This window comes from Paraburkholderia tropica (assembly GCF_914484835.1).
GTDB lineage: Bacteria > Pseudomonadota > Gammaproteobacteria > Burkholderiales > Burkholderiaceae > Paraburkholderia > Paraburkholderia tropica_A.
Map to the genome: position 1 here is coordinate 213 of NZ_CAJZAR010000097.1, position 16,242 is coordinate 16,454.

The following is a 16,242-nucleotide window of genomic DNA, read 5'->3' on the forward strand; positions in this document are numbered from 1 at the left end:
GCGGCCACGCCGTCGTCGGCGCAATTCTGGGTCGGCAGGCGGCCGATGGTGCCGGACGGCGCGCCGCTGCTGGGCGCGTCGGGCGTCGACGGTCTGTGGATGAACGTGGGCCACGGCTCGACGGGCTGGGCGATGTCGATGGGCTCGGGCCGCGTGGTCGCCGATCTCGTCACGCGGCACGCGCCGGAGATCGATCTCGATGGGCTGACGTTGGCGCGGTATCGGCGATAAAGCGGAACGTGCGAGGCGTTGGAGCCTCGTTTAAAGCGTCACACTAGCCAGCGCCTCATACTTCGCGCCCTGCTTCGCGAGCGTGCTCGAATACAGCACGAGCGAGGTGAAGCGCAGCGGCGGCAAGCCGTCGCCGTCCGCCGCGGGCGGCGCGGCCCGCGCATCGCGGGTGAAGCGCGCGAGCGTCACATGTGGACGAAACGCGCGCGCGTCGAGCGACAACCCCACTTCGCCCATCGACGAACGCACGCCCCAGTCGAGCGCCGTGAACGCCTCGGACATCGGCAGCACGGCCACCATCAGACGCGGCTGCGCGCGGGCGGGCCAGCATTCGATACGGGTGACCGGCGCGGCCGGAAACGGCGAGGCCAGCGTCGCGGCCCGTTGCGCGAGCCGCCCGGACAGCGCCTCGCCCTGCGCGAACGACATCGCGCCGATGAACGCCACCGTCATGTGCAGTTGCGCGTAGGGCACGCGCCGCGCGTCGGGCGGCACGTCGAGCGCGGCGAGCGCGTCGCGCGACGGCGCATCGGGCGCGAGCGCGATGAAGCAGCGCCGCCATTGATCGGCGTCCTTGCTGCTGGCGTGTCTTCCTGCGTCTGCGTTGGCTTCCCGGGCTTCGGACATGATCGGCAGTCCTCGAACGGTCGGACAATCGACAATCGCCACATGGTAGCGCGCCCGTGCGGCGCGGTACGCCCGTGACAACCCGCAAACATCCGCGAACGTGTGGGCTCCAGACGAAAAAAAGCCGGGTCACCCCGAAGGGTGCCCGGCTTCCTGGCATGTGTCTCCTGCCGTCTCCCGCGCGTCCTGTCCTGGCGACGGACGCGCTGGATTTAGCGCAGCGCGACGCCGCTTAACGCGGCAGCTCCGTGCTACCCATCAGGAACGCGTCGACGGAGCGAGCGCACTGACGGCCCTCACGTGTCGACCCAAGTTAGCGCTTTAGCGCTTACTTGGGTCCCATATCCGCCTATTAACGCGGCAACTCCGTGCTACCCATCAGGAACGCATCGACCGAGCGAGCACACTGACGGCCTTCGCGGATCGCCCACACCACCAGCGACTGGCCACGGCGCATATCGCCTGCCGTGAACACCTTGTCGACCGACGTGTAGTACGCCTTCTCGCCTTCGGTCGAGGCACGCACGTTGCCGCGCGCATCCTTGTCGACGCCGAACGCTTCGAGCACCGGCGAAACCGGCTGCGTGAAGCCCATCGCGAGCAGCACCAGATCGGCCTTCATTTCGAATTCCGAGCCCGGCACTTCGACCATCTTGCCGTCCTTCCACTCGACGCGCGCGGCGATCAGCTTCTCGACCTTGCCGTTCTTGCCTTCGAGGCGCTTGGTCGCGACCGCCCAGTCACGCGAGCAGCCTTCCTCGTGCGACGACGAAGTGCGCAGCTTGACCGGCCAGTATGGCCACACGAGCGGCTTGTTCTCGACTTCCGGCGGCTGCGGCAGCAGTTCGAACTGCGTGACGCTCTTTGCACCGTGACGGTTCGACGTGCCCACGCAGTCCGAGCCCGTATCGCCGCCGCCGATCACGACGACGTGCTTGCCCTTCGCCAGCAGCTGGTCCGTCAGCTTGTCGCCCGCGTTGACCTTGTTCTGCTGCGGCAGGAACTCCATCGCGTAGTAGACGCCTTCGAGTTCGCGGCCCGGCACCGGCAGGTCGCGCGGCGTTTCCGAACCGCCCGCGATCACCACGGCATCGAACTGATCCTTCAGCTCGTCAGGCGAAATGGTTTCCTTCGCCGTGTTGCCGATCCACGCCGGCAGTTCGCCCTTGCCGATGAACACGCTGGTGCGGAACGTCACGCCTTCGGCTTCCATCTGGCGCATGCGGCGGTCGATCAGCCACTTTTCCAGCTTGAAGTCGGGGATGCCGTAGCGCAGCAGGCCGCCGATGCGGTCGTTCTTTTCGAACACGGTCACATCGTGACCGGCGCGCGCCAGTTGCTGCGCCGCAGCCAGACCCGCGGGGCCCGAACCGACGACGGCAACCTTCTTGCCCGTCTTGTGCTTCGCGACTTGCGGCGCGACCCAGCCTTCGGTCCAGGCCTTGTCGATGATCGCGTGCTCGATCGACTTGATGCCGACCGGGTCGTTGTTGATGCCGAGCGTACACGCCGATTCGCAGGGTGCCGGGCAGATGCGGCCCGTGAACTCGGGGAAGTTGTTCGTCGAGTGCAGGACTTCGATCGCGCTCTTCCAGTCCTGGCGGAACACGAGGTCGTTGAAGTCGGGAATGATGTTGTTGACCGGGCAGCCGTTGTTGCAGAACGGGATGCCGCAGTCCATGCAGCGAGCGCCCTGGACCTTCGCGTCGGCGTCGGAGAGCGCCGCCACGAATTCCTTGTAGTGCTTCACACGCGTGAGCGGTGCTTCGTACGCCTCATGCTGGCGCTCGAACTCGAGAAAACCGGTTGCCTTACCCATGTGGTTCTCGTCTATCTAATCTATTCAGTGAGGGGGACCGCGCCCGCCGCCGCATCAGGTGCGCGGCGGGCGCATCATCGTCTTGGAATCGTCTTCGCGGAATCAGGCGGCCAGCACTTCCTGGTTTGCCTTCTTCGCGCCGATTTCGCCCAGTGCGCGCTTGTATTCCGTCGGGAACACCTTCACGAACTGGCGGCGTGCCGCGTCCCAGTTTTCCAGCAGCGCCTTTGCACGCGGCGAGCCGGTGAACTGGAAGTGACGCTCGACGAGTCCCTTGAGCAGCGCTTCGTCGGTCTGGCCTGCGTGCCACAGTGCGCGGTCGACCGTGCGTTCCTGTTCGGCCTGTTGCAGCACCGGTTCGAGCGCGACCATCGCCTTGTTGCACTTGCCGGCGAAGGTGCCTTCCGGGTCGAACACGTAGGCGATACCGCCCGACATGCCCGCCGCGAAGTTACGGCCCGTTTCGCCGAGCACGACCACCGTGCCGCCCGTCATGTATTCGCAGCCGTGGTCGCCCGTGCCTTCGACGATCGCCGTCGCGCCCGAGTTACGCACCGCGAAACGCTCGCCCGCGACGCCGCGCAGGAAGGCTTCGCCTTCGAGTGCGCCGTACATCACCGTGTTGCCGCAGATGATGTTTTCTTCGGACTTGCCGCGGAAGTCGTTGGTCGGACGGATGATGATGCGGCCGCCCGAAAGGCCCTTGCCCACGTAGTCGTTGCCGTCGCCGACGAGATCCAGCGTGATGCCGCGTGCGAGGAACGCGCCGAAGCTCTGACCCGCCGTGCCCTTGAGCTGGATGTGGATCGAGTCTTCCGGCAGGCCGTCGTGGCCGTACTGCTTCGCCACCACGCCCGAGAGCATCGCGCCGACCGTACGGTTGACGTTGCGCACCGGCTGGATGAACGAGACGTGCTCGCCCTTCTCGATCGCGGCCTTCGCCTTCTCGATCAGCGTGTGATCGAGCGCGCGGTCCAGACCGTGGTCTTGCGTATCGACGTGCTTGCGTGCGACTTCGTCGCCCACTTGCGGCTGATAGAACACGCGCGAGAAGTCGAGACCCTTCGCCTTCCAGTGTTCGACGCCACGGCGCGTGTCGAGCAGATCCGCGCGGCCGACCAGATCGTCGAACTTGCGGATACCGAGTTGCGCCATGATTTCGCGCACTTCTTCAGCGATGAAGAAGAAGAAGTTGACGACGTGCTCGGGCTGGCCCGAGAACTTCGCGCGCAGCACCGGATCTTGCGTCGCGACGCCGACCGGGCAGGTGTTCAGATGGCACTTGCGCATCATGATGCAGCCCTGCACGACGAGCGGCGCCGTCGCAAAGCCGAATTCGTCCGCGCCGAGCAGCGCGCCGATCACCACGTCGCGGCCCGTCTTCATCTGACCGTCGGCCTGCACGCGGATACGGCCACGCAGCTGGTTCAGCACCAGGGTCTGCTGCGTTTCCGCGAGACCCAGTTCCCACGGCGTGCCCGCGTGCTTGAGCGACGAGAGCGGCGATGCGCCCGTGCCGCCGTCATGGCCCGCGATCACGACGTGGTCCGCCTTGGCCTTCGCCACGCCCGCTGCCACCGTGCCCACGCCCACTTCCGACACCAGCTTCACCGAGATCGACGAAACCGGGTTCACGTTCTTCAGATCGTGAATCAGCTGCGCCAGATCTTCGATCGAGTAGATGTCGTGGTGCGGCGGCGGCGAGATGAGGCCCACGCCCGGCACCGAGTAACGCAGCTTGCCGATGTACTCCGAAACCTTGTGGCCCGGCAGCTGACCGCCTTCGCCCGGCTTCGCGCCCTGCGCCATCTTGATCTGAATCTGGTCAGCCGACGACAGGTACTCCGCCGACACGCCGAAGCGGCCCGACGCAACCTGCTTGATCTTCGAACGCAGCGAGTCGCCGTCCTTCAGCGGGATGTCCTTGACGACTTCCTCGCCGATGATCGAACGCATCGTGTCGCCGTTCTTGATCGGAATGCCGCGCAGTTCGTTGCGATAACGCTTCTCGTCTTCGCCGCCTTCACCCGTGTTCGACTTGCCGCCGATACGGTTCATCGCGACCGCCAGCGTGGCGTGCGCTTCCGTCGAGATCGAGCCGAGCGACATCGCGCCAGTCGCGAAGCGCTTGACGATTTCCTTCGCCGGTTCGACGTCGTCGATCGAGATCGCGCGCGCCGGGTCGAGGCGGAATTCGAACAGACCGCGGAAGGTCATGTGGCGCTTCGTCTGATCGTTGATCAGGTGCGCGTATTCCTTGTACGTCTGGTACGAGTTGCTGCGCGCCGAGTGCTGGAGCTTGGCGATCGCATCCGGCGTCCACATGTGGTCTTCGCCGCGCACGCGATACGCGTACTCACCGCCCGCGTCGAGCATGTTCGCGAGAACCGGGTTGTCGCCGAACGCGTCGCGGTGCATGCGGATCGCTTCGTCCGCGACGTCGAACAGGCCGATGCCGCCGACCTTCGAGGCCGTGCCCTTGAAGTACTTGGCGATCAGCTCGTCGGCGAGGCCGACTGCTTCGAAGATCTGCGCGCCGGTGTACGACATGTACGTGGAAATGCCCATCTTCGACATCACCTTGAGCAGGCCCTTGCCCACTGCCTTGGTGAAGTTGTAGACGGCCTTGTCCGACGACAGATCGCCCTTCAGGCCCTGCGCCATCTGCGCGAGCGTTTCCATCGCGAGGTACGGGTGCACGGCTTCCGCGCCGAAGCCCGCGAGCAGCGCGAAGTGGTGCGTTTCACGCGCCGAGCCCGTTTCCACGACGAGACCCGTGCTCGTGCGCAGACCGTGCTGCACGAGGTGCGAGTGGATCGCCGAGGTGGCGAGCAGCGCGGGAATAGCGACGTTGTCGCGGTCCGCGCGGCGGTCCGACACGATCAGGATGTTGTAGCCCGACTTGACCGCATCGACGGCTTCCGCGCACAGCGACGCGAGACGCGCTTCGATGCCTTCCTTGCCCCACGACACCGGATAGCAGATGTTCAGCTCGTAGCTGCTGAACTTGCCGCCCGTGTACTGCTCGATCGCGCGGATCTTCGCGATGTCCTTGAAGTCGAGCACCGGCTGCGACACTTCGAGACGCATCGGCGGGTTGATGTTGTTGGTGTCGAGCAGGTTCGGCTTCGGGCCGATGAACGACACGAGCGACATCACCATGTTTTCGCGGATCGGGTCGATCGGCGGGTTGGTGACCTGCGCGAACAGCTGCTTGAAGTAGTTGTAGAGCGTCTTGTTCTTGTTGGACATGACCGCCAGCGGCGAGTCGTTGCCCATCGAACCGACGGCCTCTTCACCCGACATCGCCATCGGCGCCATCAGGAACTTCAGGTCTTCCTGCGTGTAGCCGAACGCCTGCTGACGGTCGAGCAGCGCAGCGGCTTCAGCGCGCGCGGTCGCGACGTCTTCCGCCTTCGGCTCGATCTCGTCGAGCTTGATGCGCACGGCGTCGATCCAGCTCTTGTACGGCTTGGCGTTGGCGAGGTTGTCCTTCAGTTCCTTGTCGTCGATGATGCGGCCGTGTTCCATGTCGATCAGGAACATCTTGCCCGGCTGCAGACGCCACTTCTTGACGATCTTCGACTCGGGGATCGGCAGCGTGCCGGCTTCCGACGCCATGATGACCAGGTCGTCGTCCGTGACGATGTAGCGCGCCGGACGCAGACCGTTACGGTCGAGCGTCGCGCCGATCTGGCGGCCGTCCGTGAAGGCGATCGCAGCGGGGCCGTCCCACGGCTCCATCATCGCTGCGTGGTATTCGTAGAACGCCTTGCGGTTCTCGTCCATCAGCGTGTGCTGTTCCCAGGCTTCCGGGATCATCATCATCATCGCGTGGACGAGCGGGTAACCCGCCATCACCAGCAGTTCGAGACAGTTGTCGAACGACGCCGTGTCCGACTGGCCCGGGTAGATCAGCGGCCAGAGCTTCGGCAGGTCGTCGCCGAGGACGTGCGAGGCGATCGCGCCGGTACGGGCGTTCAGCCAGTTCACGTTGCCCTTCACGGTGTTGATTTCACCGTTGTGGGCGATCATGCGGTACGGGTGAGCCAGTTCCCACGCCGGGAACGTGTTCGTCGAGAAGCGCTGGTGCACGAGCGCCAGCGCCGAGACGACGCGCTCGTCTTGCAGGTCGCGGTAGTACACGCCGACTTGACCGGCCAGCAGCAGACCCTTGTAGACGACCGTGCGCGCCGAGCACGACGGCACGAAGTATTCCTTGCCGTGCTTGAGCTTGAGCGCCTGGATGCGGTGGCTCGCGGTCTTGCGGATGATGTACAGCTTGCGCTCGAGCGCGTCCGTCACCATCACATCCTTGCCGCGGCCGATGAAGATCTCGCGGATCAGCGGCTCGCTGGCCTTGACCGTGGGCGAGATCGGCATCGTGTGGTCGACCGGCACATCGCGCCAGCCCAGCACGACCTGGCCTTCGGCGCGCACCGTGCGCTCGAGTTCCTGTTCGCAGGCGAGACGCGAAGCGTGTTCCTTCGGCAGGAAGATCATGCCGACGCCGTATTCGCCAGCCGGCGGCAACGTCACGCCTTGCTTGGCCATTTCTTCGCGATAGAACGCGTCCGGGATCTGGATCAGGATGCCCGCGCCATCGCCCATCAGCGGATCGGCGCCGACGGCGCCCCGGTGGTCGAGGTTTTCGAGAATCTTCAGGCCTTGCTGAATGATTTCGTGGCTCTTCTTGCCCTTGATATGGGCGACGAAGCCGACGCCACAGGCGTCGTGTTCGTTTTGCGGGTCATAGAGACCTTGCGCGGCGGGCACCGCGTCGCGCTGCTGGTGATCGTTCATGGGGACACCGTCCAAGAGAGGCCAGGGGATGGCCGTTGATTCCGTACTTTGTTTTTTCCCGCCGCTTGCGTGACCGCTGTACGGCGTTGCGCGGGCGATGCTGGCTTCCCGCGTTGTGCGACAAGGAGAGCCGAAAGGCGAATATACGCGACGAATCAAGGGCATGCAAATAAAACTGCATGTTTAGACCCCAATTATCAGATTGGTGCATTGCACCGTATTTTTATTAGTGCCATATCATAAAAGGGCAAAAGAAAACGGCGTTCGCGGACGCCGTTTTCGGAGGTAAGTCGTTGATCTGTAATGGATCGATGTAGTGGTCAGTGCGTGCCGGTGCCCGGCTTGCGCTCCTCATGCGCCGACGACGGACTGGCGGCGCTGCCGCTGCCCGACGCCGTCGATGAGCCAGAATGGCCGGTCGAGCCACCCGGATTTGTACCTGGCGTTGCGCCGGAACCACTGCTTGCGTGCGTGCCGCCGTGGCCGCCGGGGTGCGCGGGACTCGTCGAAGCTGAATTGGGGGCGGATTCGTGCGCACCTGGCGCCGAAGTCTGCCCGCCCGGTTGAGCGCCCGCCGAAGGCGCCGATGTTGCCGCGGTGGTCGCCGCCGTGCCCGCCGCAGCCGCGCCCGCAGCGCCGAGCGCTCCCGACACACCAGCCGACGCACCAGCCGCCGCACCTGCGGGCGCGGCACCCGCCGGCGTCGTGCCCGGCGCTTCGCGCACCTTGCGCGGCCGGCCGCGCGGCAGCGGCGAGACGCGCCGGTTCGCCGTGCGCCCCGCCCATTCGCGATAGGTGTCGCCGCCGAGCACCCAGCCCTTGAGCGTCGCCTGCATCAGCTGATTGCTTTCGCGCTCGTCGAGCGGCTGCTCGCAGAGTTCGCGATACGCGCGCTGCCGCTCGAACGGCGTATTGCCGAGCGCCCAGTACAGCGGATGGTCGGTGATCAGACTGTCGACGGTGAGCCCGATGTGATGTCGGTAACTCGACCAGCGGTAGTCCTCCGCCGTCGCGACGAGGTGATTGCGCACCGGCGCGAGCTCGACCACGCGGCTCGCGAGCAGGAAGAAGCGCTCGCCCTCGATGACGGTCGCGCGGTAGCGCCCTTCCCACAACGTGCCGCGCCGCGCGTAACGCCGGTTGAAGTGCGCGACGTAACGTCGGCCGACCGCCTGCATTGCCTTGGGAAGGCTCGATTCGTCGGAGGGAGTGACGAGCAGCTGCACCGCGCCGGGCATCAAGACCCACGCATGCACCGCCAGGTGGTGATCGCGCGCCGCTGCCTTCAGGCAGTCGATGAACAGTTCGTAGTCCTGGTCGTCGACGAAAGCGGGCTGCTGATCCAGTCCGCGCAGAATCACATGCTGCGGCTGGTCAGGAACATAAAGACGTGCAAGCCGTGCCATGCTCGATTTTCCTGGTACGTTGGTGAATACCCGCATGCCCGCCAGGCCGCGCCGGCGCTCGCTCTCGCGGGCATGCGGCTCGGGCGGAAAGCGCGCGGCGCTTAGGGAGATACTTCTAACGAACGCATATGGTTTGTTGCAAACGTTGTGTACATAATGTGCGGGCCTTTAATGGAGGAGCACATATGAAATTAAAACAGGCGCTGGCAGCGATTTTCGCGGTCGCCGGCATGTCGGGGGCGTACGCACAATCGGCCAACACGTTCTACGTAACAACGGGGTGGTTCCGTCTCATGCCGCAAGACTCGAGCGATCCGCTCAAGATCGACAGCGTGGGCGGCACGACGGTCAACCAGGCTTACCCGGGCACGGGCGCCAGCATCAGTTCCGCGGATACGCTGGGCTTCTCGCTCGGTTACTTCATCACCGACAGCCTCTCGGCCGAAGCCGAACTCGGGATTCCGCCGAAGTTCGACATCTCGGGCGGCGGCAGCCTCTCCGCATACGGCAAGGTAGGTTCCGCACGCCAGTGGAGCCCGGCACTGCTCCTCAAGTACTACTTCAACAAACCCGACGCCAAGTTCCGTCCGTACGTGGGCCTCGGCGCGACTTACGTGTGGTTCACCGACGCGAAGATCACCAACGCCGCATTCGAACAAGGCGTACTTGGGGGTCCGACCAGTGTTTCGACGGATCGTTCCTGGGCGCCCGTATTTAATGCCGGCTTCAACTACAACTTCACCAAGCACTGGTTCGCCGGCTTCTCGCTGTCGTACATCCCGGTCAGCGTGACGGCCACCTACACCAGCACCACCCAACTCGGCACGACGCGCAAGGCGGAATCGAAGATCCATCTGAATCCGCTCGTCACGTACCTGAAAGTTGGTTACATGTTCTGATTGCCGCCCGGCGCACGAAACCGCACGCGCCCATCCAACGCGACACGGATTCGCTCTCCGTCCCGCCCATGCGGCGCTCGACGGAGAGCAGCACGCCTCAGCGTTGTCTTGCCTCCCACGCATCTCGTCTCCTTACATCAGCACCAGATGTTCCTGACATTTCGACGGGCTTTTCTTGATTCTATGCCTCTCGGAAAAAGCGTGCTGTCCCCGTAATCATTTATCTTTCAGTCGTCGCGCCCATGCGCCGCAAAGCCGCGCCGGACGGGCATGCGCGTCGTTTCGCCTGCGCAGGCTCGCGCGCCGGGCACCGGATTTGCGCAATACTTCAACTCCAGTCCTCGACCGTGATGCCCTTTTTCGTGCGCACGGCGCGAGCCTTTTACCTGCTTTCCAAGACGGAGCCATTCATGAGCGCATTTCCGAATACGCGTGACGCCCTCGGAGAATCCTGGACGCGCACCGGCCGCCACGCGCGCCGCATCGCGCGCCGCGGCCGCAGCGCCGCATCTGACATCGCAGACGAGCTGCGCGACCTGCTCGCCGAACTGGAAACCACGCTGGGCGACGGCACGCAGGCCGATGCCGCGGCCTTGCGCGCGGACGTTCGCAAACGCCTCGACGCGGCCCGCGAGCGGCTCGAAGTCGCGCGTGCCGCCACGCGCGAGCGTGCCAGCCAGGCGATGGATAACGCCGATGACTACGTGCACGCGAACCCGTGGCAAGCGATTGCGATCGTGGGCGGCGTGGCGCTGGTCGCCGGCGCGATTCTCGCGCGTTGCCGGTAAGTCGGATCAGGCTGGACGTGCGCGGCCGCCAGGCCGCGCGAACCTGAGAGGCGCGGCGCCACACGCCGCGCGACACTGCGCAAGCGCTGCGTCGTGAGCGCGCCGGTTCGTGCCGGCGCGGCGCGTGCGTGAACGCGATGAGGGTTCAGTCGAGCGCGTGCGGGCCGATCAGATCGATGCGGTCCGTGCAGACGGTGTCGACGCCCCAACGCGCGAGGCGCTGCGCAGTTTCGAGGTCGTTCACCGTGTAGGCCAGGATGAACAGGCCCGCGTCCTTGATGCGGGCCACGAGCGCTTCGTCGAGGTGACGATGGCTCGCGTGCAGCGAGACGCAGCCGAGTGCGGCGGCCTGCTCGCGCCAGTCGTCGGGCACGCGCTCGACCAGCAGGCCGCGCGGCAGATCCGGCGCGGCCTCGCGCGCGGCCGCCAGCGCCGCCACGGAAAACGACGACAGCAGCGGCGGCAACGCGCCCGCCGCCATAGCCTTTGCCCACAGACGCGCGGCCTCGGCGCCGACGATGCGGCCCGTCTGCGCGTCGCGTCCCGGACACGGCTTGATCTCCACATTCGCCGCGAGCCCTTCCTCGCCACAGCACTGCGCCGCTTCGGCGAGCGTCGGCATGTGCTCGTCCTCGAAACGCTCGGAGAGCCAGCTGCCCGCGTCGAACGCCGCGATCTGCCGATAGCGCAGTTGTGCAGCCGCGCCCTTGCCGTTCGAGGTGCGATCGAGCGTGTCGTCGTGCAGCAGGAAGGCGATGTCGTCGGCGGAAAGCTTGACGTCGAACTCCGCCATCGTGTGGCCGAAGCCCGCGCCCACGCACAGCGCCGCAAGCGTGTTCTCCGGCGCTAGCGTACCGCCGCCGCGATGCGCGGCCACGCGCGGATAAGGCCAGGTCTTCATCGGTTCCATGCGTTTGCTCTGCGTTTGCTCTGCGTTTGCTCTGCGTGTGTGCTGTGTGCGTTCGTCAGACGTCGTCGGCGACCACGAACAGACGGCGGTATTCCTTGAGCGCGTAGCGATCGGTCATGCCCGCGATGTAATGCGCGATCTGGCGCGGCTGCGTGGTCTCGTCGTGCATCTGGTACGCGGGCGGCAGCAGACGCGGATCGTCGGTGAACGCCTCAAAGAGCCCCTTCACGACGCGCCGCGCCTTGTTCGCCATGCGCATCACGCGATAGTGGCGATACAGGTTGCGGTAGAGAAAGCGCTTGAGCGCGGCCGCCTGCGCCGCGACGCGCTCGCTGTGCGCGACGAGCGGCGGCGCGGCGCGCACCTCGTCGAGTGAGCGCGGCGCGTGCTCGGCGAGATTGCGGCTCGTCTGCCCGATCAGGTCGACGATCAGCGTATTGATGATGCGCCGCACGGTCTCGTGTATCAGCCGACGCCCGTCAATCTGCGGATATTCGGCGCGCGCAGCGTCGTAGTGCATCTGCCAGAGTTCGACTTCGGCGAGCTGCTCGATGGTGAGGAGACCGGAACGCAGGCCGTCGTCGACGTCGTGATTGTTGTAGGCGATTTCGTCGGCGATATTCGCGATCTGCGCCTCGATGGACGGCTGACGCCCGAGCAGGAAGCGCTCGCCCAGTTCGCCCAGACGCCGCGCGTTCTCGCGCGAGCAATGTTTGAGAATGCCCTCGCGCGTCTCGAAGCAGAGATTGAGGCCGTCGAACGCGCCGTAGTGCTCCTCGAGTTCGTCGACGACCGCGAGGCTTTGCAGGTTGTGCTCGAAGCCGCCGTGCTCGCCCATGCATTCGTTGAGCGCGTCCTGACCCGCATGGCCGAACGGCGTATGGCCGAGGTCGTGCGCGAGCGAAATGGCCTCGACGAGATCTTCGTTCACGCGCAGCTGACGCGCGACCGAACGCGCGATCTGCGCGACTTCGAGGCTATGCGTGAGCCGCGTGCGGAACAGATCGCCTTCGTGGTTCACGAAGACCTGAGTCTTGTATTCGAGCCGGCGGAACGCCGTGGAATGGACGATGCGGTCGCGGTCGCGCTGGAATTCGCTGCGCGCGGCGGGAGGCGCTTCGGTGTGACGTCGGCCGCGCGACTGCGAGGCGTGCGCCGCGTAGGGCGCGAGCCCCGCGTCGGGTGAGGCGTTCAGCGCGTCGGCGAACGGCGCGCCAGGATTGCTGCGGGTGTCGCTCAACGGTTCCTCCGCAAAGATCGCGATGCGGGGTCGCCGACTCAATCGTGAACTGCGTCATCGACTCCGTCGCCGACTGCATCGCTTGCTACGTCGCTTACCAGGTCGCTTACCCAGTCGCTAAATGCGTCCAGAATGCGCGCCGGGTGCGTCGCTCAATGCACCCTCGCCTGCGCCGCAAAATGCGCCGCCGCGAGTTGCGCAAGTTGCGCGAGCCGCGCGCGGCGACACGCTCAGCGCGCGACGGTCGCGGCGAGCGTGGCCTGCACGGCTTCGTCGGGCGCGCGGCCGATGTGCGTTTCGCCGAAGCGCTTGAGCAGAATGAATTTGATCGCGCCGCCCTCGGCCTTCTTGTCGACCTGCATCAGATCGACATAGCGTTCGGCCCCGAGCGCCGGCGCGACGACCGGCAGATGCGCCGCTTCCACCACGCGCACGAGCCGCTCGCGCGACGCCTCGTCGAGCATGCCGACGCGCACCGACAGATCGGCCGCCATCACCATGCCGCAGCCCACGGCCTCGCCGTGCAGCCACTCACCGTAACCGAGGCCCGCTTCAATCGCGTGACCGAAGGTGTGGCCGAAATTGAGGATCGCGCGCAGACCGCCTTCGCGCTCGTCGGCGGCGACCACCGACGCCTTGATCTCGCACGAGCGCTTGACCGCGTGCGCGAGCGCCTCGGGCTCGCAGCGGTTGAGCGCTTCGACGTTCGCTTCGATCCACTCGAAGAATTCGGCGTCGGCGATTGCGCCCGTCTTGATGACTTCGGCCACGCCCGCCGCCAGCTCGCGCGGCGGCAGCGTGCGCAGCGCGCCGATGTCGGCGATCACGGCCTGCGGCTGATAGAACGCGCCGATCATGTTCTTGCCGAGCGGATGATTGATGCCGGTCTTGCCGCCCACCGACGAATCGACCTGCGACAGCAGCGTCGTGGGCACCTGGATGAACGGCACGCCGCGCATGTAGCAGGCCGCCGCGAAGCCGGTCATGTCGCCCGTCACGCCGCCGCCCAGCGCGATCAGCGTGGTCTTGCGGTCGGCGCGCGAGGTGAGCAGCGCGTCGAAAATCTGATTGAGCGTTTCCCAGTTCTTGTGCGCCTCGCCGTCGGGCAGCACGACCGTGTTGACGTCCTTGCCGAGCGGCGCGAGCGCGGCGCGCAGCGTGTCGCCATAGAGCGGATCGACGACGGTATTGGTGACGATCGTCACCGACTTCCCGGCGATATGCGGCGCGAACAGCGCCGTCTGGCCGATGAGGTCGGAGCCGATGTGGATGGGGTAGGCGCGGTCGCCCAGTTCGACGTTGACGGTAATCATGCCAGGCAGTAGTTCAGTGGTGAGGCGCTGATGGGGGAACGCGGCTTGGTTGCGTGACTCTTTACTCGCGCGCCGGGGCGCGCAGCACGCCGGCCATGTCGAGCTGCATCAGCACCATGTTGACGAGCCCGTTGACCGAAGGCCGACCGGTCTCGATCACGAAATCGGCAATCTCGCGGTACAGCGGATCGCGTTGCTCGTAGAGCGCTTCGAGCCGCCCTTTCGGGTCTTCGGTCTGTAGCAGCGGACGGTTCTTGTCGCGCCGCGTGCGCAGCCACAGATCGTGCGGGTGCGCGCGCAGGTAGACGACGAAGCCGCGCTCCTTGAGCGCCGCGCGGTTTTCCGGGCGCAGCACCGCGCCGCCGCCGGTCGCGAGCACGATGCCCTCGCGCGCGCTCAGCTCGTCGATCATCTGCGCTTCGCGCTCGCGAAAGCCCGCTTCACCTTCCATTTCGAAGATCACCGGGATGCGCGCGCCGGTGCGCGCCTCGACCTCGTGATCGGAATCGAAAAACGGACGCTCAAGCCGGCGCGCGACCGCCCGGCCCACGGTCGTCTTCCCGGCGCCCATGAGCCCTACGAAAAATACATTGGCGTTAGCGTCCCGCACTTGCAGCGTTTCCTACGAAAGGTTGGTGCCGCAGCTTACTGGCAAAGCGGCGGCGTTGTCGAGCCTGCGGCCCGTGCGATCCGGCCCCGAAGCAGATTCATCGCCATTTTCACGCGAATTTCCGCCGATTTGGGGCCGGTTCGTGCGCGATCTGCGCACGCGAGGCGATCCGCGTGGGCCCGCCGCCAATCACCGCAAATTGTCGCCGATCGGCCACCAGTCAACCGCTAATCACCGGCGACGACGCGCGGCGTGATGAACACCACCAGTTCGCTGCGTTTGTCCCAATGCGCGCGATGCGAAAAAAGCGCGCCCAAAAACGGTATTTTGCCCAGGAGCGGCACGCGCGTCACATCATCGCGGTCGTCGGTCGCATCGATACCCCCAATCGAGACCGTTCCGCCGTCCTCGATTTCGACGCGCGTCTGCACGTGTTTCGTGTTGATCGCCGGCCCCGCGGCGGTCTGCTCGCCCACGCTGTCCTTGGCCACGTCGAGGTCGAGAATCACGCGGCCGTCCGGCGTGATCTGCGGCTCGACCTCCAGTTTCAGGCTTGCGCGCCGAAACTGCACGCCCGACACGCCTTGCCCGACCTTGGCCTGATACGGCAGCTCGGTGCCCTGCTCGACCACGGCCTTGGTGCGGTCGGCGGTCACCACGCGCGGACTCGACACCACGCGCCCGCGCCCCTGCGCCTCCAGCGCGCTCAACTCGATGTCGAGCAGCCGGGTGGCGCGCGCGGCGAGCAGCGTGAGGCCGAGCTGCGCGGCCCCGAAGCCGTTGATCGCGCCCGCACTCAGATCGTAGAGCGTGCCGTCGGCGGCGCTGCCGCGCAGGCCGCGCGCCGTGCCCTCGGACGCGCTCGGGGTCACGCCGAGCCGCACGCCCAGTTCGCGCGACAAACCTTCGTCACCTTCGACGATACGCGCCTCGATCAGCACCTGCCGCGCGGGCGCGTCGAGCCGCCGGATCAGGTCGGCGATCTGATCGAGCCGCCCCGCCAGATCGGTGACGAACAGCAGATTGGTGCGCGCGTCCGCGACCGCCGCGCCGCGTTTGGACAGCGCGCGCTGCGTGCCTGAACCGCTCAGGAGCCGCCGCAGGTCCTCGGCGCGCGCGTAGTGCAGTTCGAACGCGCGGCTCGCGAGCGGTTCGAGTTCGGCGGCGCGCGCATGCGCCTCGAAGCGCTGCCGCTCGCGCGCGGCCAGATCCGCGGCGGGCGCGACCCAGAGCACGCCGCCGTGACGCTCCATCGCAAGGCCGTTCGATTCGAGCAGCAGGTCGAAGGCGGCGCGCCACGGCACGCGGTCGAGCCGCAGCGTGATCTGGCCGCGCACGCGCTCGCTCGCGACGATGTTCAGCCGCGTGAACTGGGCGAACGCGTGCAGCACGGCGGTGAGTTCGGCGCGCTGAAAATTGAGCGAGATCGGGCGATCGGGCGGCAGACCGTCGTCCCTGGGCGCGGTGTCGGCGAGGCGCGACGGCGCGGGCAGCGGCACGGGCGGGCCTTCGAGCGGTTCGGGCGCGGCGGCGGCGGGCGCAGTTGCGGGCGCCGCCACGGGATCGATCGTGGATGGCGGCGTGGCGGCGCGCGGG

The 16,242-nt window shown here is 66.3% G+C and carries 10 protein-coding genes and 2 pseudogenes; 3 read left to right on the forward strand and 9 right to left on the reverse strand.

From position 1 onward, the window contains the following. On the forward strand, nt 1–231 hold a 231-nt coding region (locus LDO54_RS39345), incomplete at its 5' end, for an FAD-dependent oxidoreductase (RefSeq protein ID WP_436975755.1). Nucleotides 232–261: 30 nt separating this feature from the next. Here LDO54_RS39345 and thpR read toward each other — a convergent pair. From thpR to LDO54_RS35220, 4 genes and pseudogenes are all read right to left on the reverse strand, one after another. After that, nucleotides 262–858 (reverse strand): RNA 2',3'-cyclic phosphodiesterase, encoded by a 597-nt coding sequence (thpR, locus tag LDO54_RS35205; RefSeq protein ID WP_224017128.1) that lies wholly within the window; start codon nt 856–858, stop codon nt 262–264. 352 nt (nt 859–1,210) lie between these two features. Continuing rightward, a complete protein-coding gene (locus LDO54_RS35210; protein ID WP_224017130.1) occupies nt 1,211–2,677 on the reverse strand; it encodes a glutamate synthase subunit beta in 1,467 nt (488 codons plus the stop codon). Nucleotides 2,678–2,779: 102 nt separating this feature from the next. After that, complete coding sequence (locus tag LDO54_RS35215; protein ID WP_224017132.1) at nt 2,780–7,480, reverse strand: glutamate synthase-related protein; 4,701 nt, start codon at nt 7,478–7,480, stop codon at nt 2,780–2,782. 716 nt (nt 7,481–8,196) lie between these two features. Beyond that, nucleotides 8,197–8,886: pseudogene (locus LDO54_RS35220) on the reverse strand (transposase); the annotation flags it as partial. 185 nt (nt 8,887–9,071) lie between these two features. Between LDO54_RS35220 and LDO54_RS35225 the strand changes: the two are divergent. Next, nucleotides 9,072–9,785: an OmpW/AlkL family protein gene (locus tag LDO54_RS35225; protein ID WP_224017134.1), complete on the forward strand. Its 714-nt coding sequence runs from the start codon at nt 9,072–9,074 to the stop codon at nt 9,783–9,785. A gap of 410 nt (nt 9,786–10,195) precedes the next feature. Then, nucleotides 10,196–10,573, forward strand: coding sequence for a DUF883 family protein (locus tag LDO54_RS35230; protein ID WP_224017136.1), 378 nt, complete (start codon nt 10,196–10,198; stop codon nt 10,571–10,573). A 145-nt stretch (nt 10,574–10,718) separates the two neighbouring features. Here the strand turns inward: LDO54_RS35230 and ugpQ are convergent, their stop codons facing one another. The 5 genes and pseudogenes from ugpQ to LDO54_RS35255 form a co-directional block, all read right to left on the reverse strand. Continuing rightward, the gene (ugpQ, locus tag LDO54_RS35235; RefSeq protein ID WP_224017138.1) at nt 10,719–11,483 is read right to left on the reverse strand and encodes a glycerophosphodiester phosphodiesterase; all 765 of its coding nucleotides are present in this window, start codon (nt 11,481–11,483) and stop codon (nt 10,719–10,721) included. A gap of 55 nt (nt 11,484–11,538) precedes the next feature. Beyond that, nucleotides 11,539–12,672 (reverse strand): annotated as a pseudogene (locus LDO54_RS35240) (deoxyguanosinetriphosphate triphosphohydrolase); the annotation flags it as partial. A gap of 281 nt (nt 12,673–12,953) precedes the next feature. Further along, nucleotides 12,954–14,036 (reverse strand): 3-dehydroquinate synthase, encoded by a 1,083-nt coding sequence (aroB, locus tag LDO54_RS35245; RefSeq protein ID WP_436975756.1) that lies wholly within the window; start codon nt 14,034–14,036, stop codon nt 12,954–12,956. A 61-nt stretch (nt 14,037–14,097) separates the two neighbouring features. Continuing rightward, nucleotides 14,098–14,652 (reverse strand): shikimate kinase, encoded by a 555-nt coding sequence (locus tag LDO54_RS35250; protein WP_224017153.1) that lies wholly within the window; start codon nt 14,650–14,652, stop codon nt 14,098–14,100. A gap of 221 nt (nt 14,653–14,873) precedes the next feature. Beyond that, nucleotides 14,874–16,242 (reverse strand): type IV pilus secretin PilQ (locus LDO54_RS35255; RefSeq protein ID WP_436975757.1); only part of this gene is annotated, 1,369 nt, incomplete at its 5' end.

Bases quoted from the DNA above. Each gene is read 5' to 3' on its own strand.
- LDO54_RS35215 (WP_224017132.1), bottom strand. From the start codon at position 7,480: ATGAACGATCACCAGCAGCGCGACGCGGTGCCCGCCGCGCAAGGTCTC.
- thpR (WP_224017128.1), bottom strand. From the start codon at position 858: ATGTCCGAAGCCCGGGAAGCCAACGCAGACGCAGGAAGACACGCCAGC.
- aroB (WP_436975756.1), bottom strand. From the start codon at position 14,036: ATGATTACCGTCAACGTCGAACTGGGCGACCGCGCCTACCCCATCCAC.
- LDO54_RS35230 (WP_224017136.1), top strand. From the start codon at position 10,196: ATGAGCGCATTTCCGAATACGCGTGACGCCCTCGGAGAATCCTGGACG.
- ugpQ (WP_224017138.1), bottom strand. From the start codon at position 11,483: ATGGAACCGATGAAGACCTGGCCTTATCCGCGCGTGGCCGCGCATCGC.
- LDO54_RS35210 (WP_224017130.1), bottom strand. From the start codon at position 2,677: ATGGGTAAGGCAACCGGTTTTCTCGAGTTCGAGCGCCAGCATGAGGCG.
- LDO54_RS35225 (WP_224017134.1), top strand. From the start codon at position 9,072: ATGAAATTAAAACAGGCGCTGGCAGCGATTTTCGCGGTCGCCGGCATG.